Genomic DNA, 776 nt, shown 5'->3' with positions numbered 1-776 from the left:
GAATCAGCCACTGGATCTCATCTCCATCACGTCGGAAGTACCCCGTGTTTGATGATCTTCCGCTGGATATCTCACTTAACTGCTTTTCCCATTTGGCGAGAGCCCGCTTCAATGCCAAAAGCACTTCAAACTCTTCGTGATTTTGAGTGTGCCCTCTGGCTGCAATCCAGCGCTGAAAAATACTGTACACAGAGAATAAAGACTCTTCTTCGCTCCACGGTACGAGTTTGTGTCGAGAGGCCAGTGAGAGCGCAACGGCAACCAAGCAAAAGCGATGCAGCACCCTAAGAACTTGAGCTGACATACAGCTTTCTTTCCAGCGCTGCATCAACCTATCCGTTTCCGATCTTAACAACAGTTCCAGATCTGGCTGCTTTACTATCAAGCACATCCAAGCTGGAAATAACGAACCATAGTGCTTTTTCGTTGCCTCTTCCAAATGTTTGGCAAATTCGTGAGAGTCATTAAATCGGTGAATGCTAGAAAAACAGCCATATTTTTCCGTCAACGGTATCTCCACTATCCTGACCAACTGGCCTGCGGCGGGCTTTTTGCCTATTTCTTCCAGCAAATCGATCAAACCAACTTCACCAGTGCTAAGCACCAAGGTTCTCCACTTTGCTTGTTTACCTAAAGCCCCTGTAATTAACGATCTTAACTTTCCATCGCCATTCACAATTTGGTAAGCCGCTGTATCCAAATTTTCACTTCTCGCCATGCCAATCTCATCCAGAGGCAGCATGACATCGTTGTAATTGACAGATACAGATTCGATA

The 776-nt window shown here is 45.9% G+C and carries 1 protein-coding gene; it reads right to left on the bottom strand.

The window, feature by feature from the left end; all coding sequences use genetic code 11:
- A partial coding sequence (locus R7190_RS26865) for a DUF927 domain-containing protein (protein WP_318137796.1) occupies positions 1-776 on the bottom strand: 776 nt, incomplete at both ends.

Source organism: Vibrio sp. 1078-1 (genome assembly GCF_033340475.1).
This window is presented reverse-complemented; position numbering and strand designations above follow the sequence as displayed.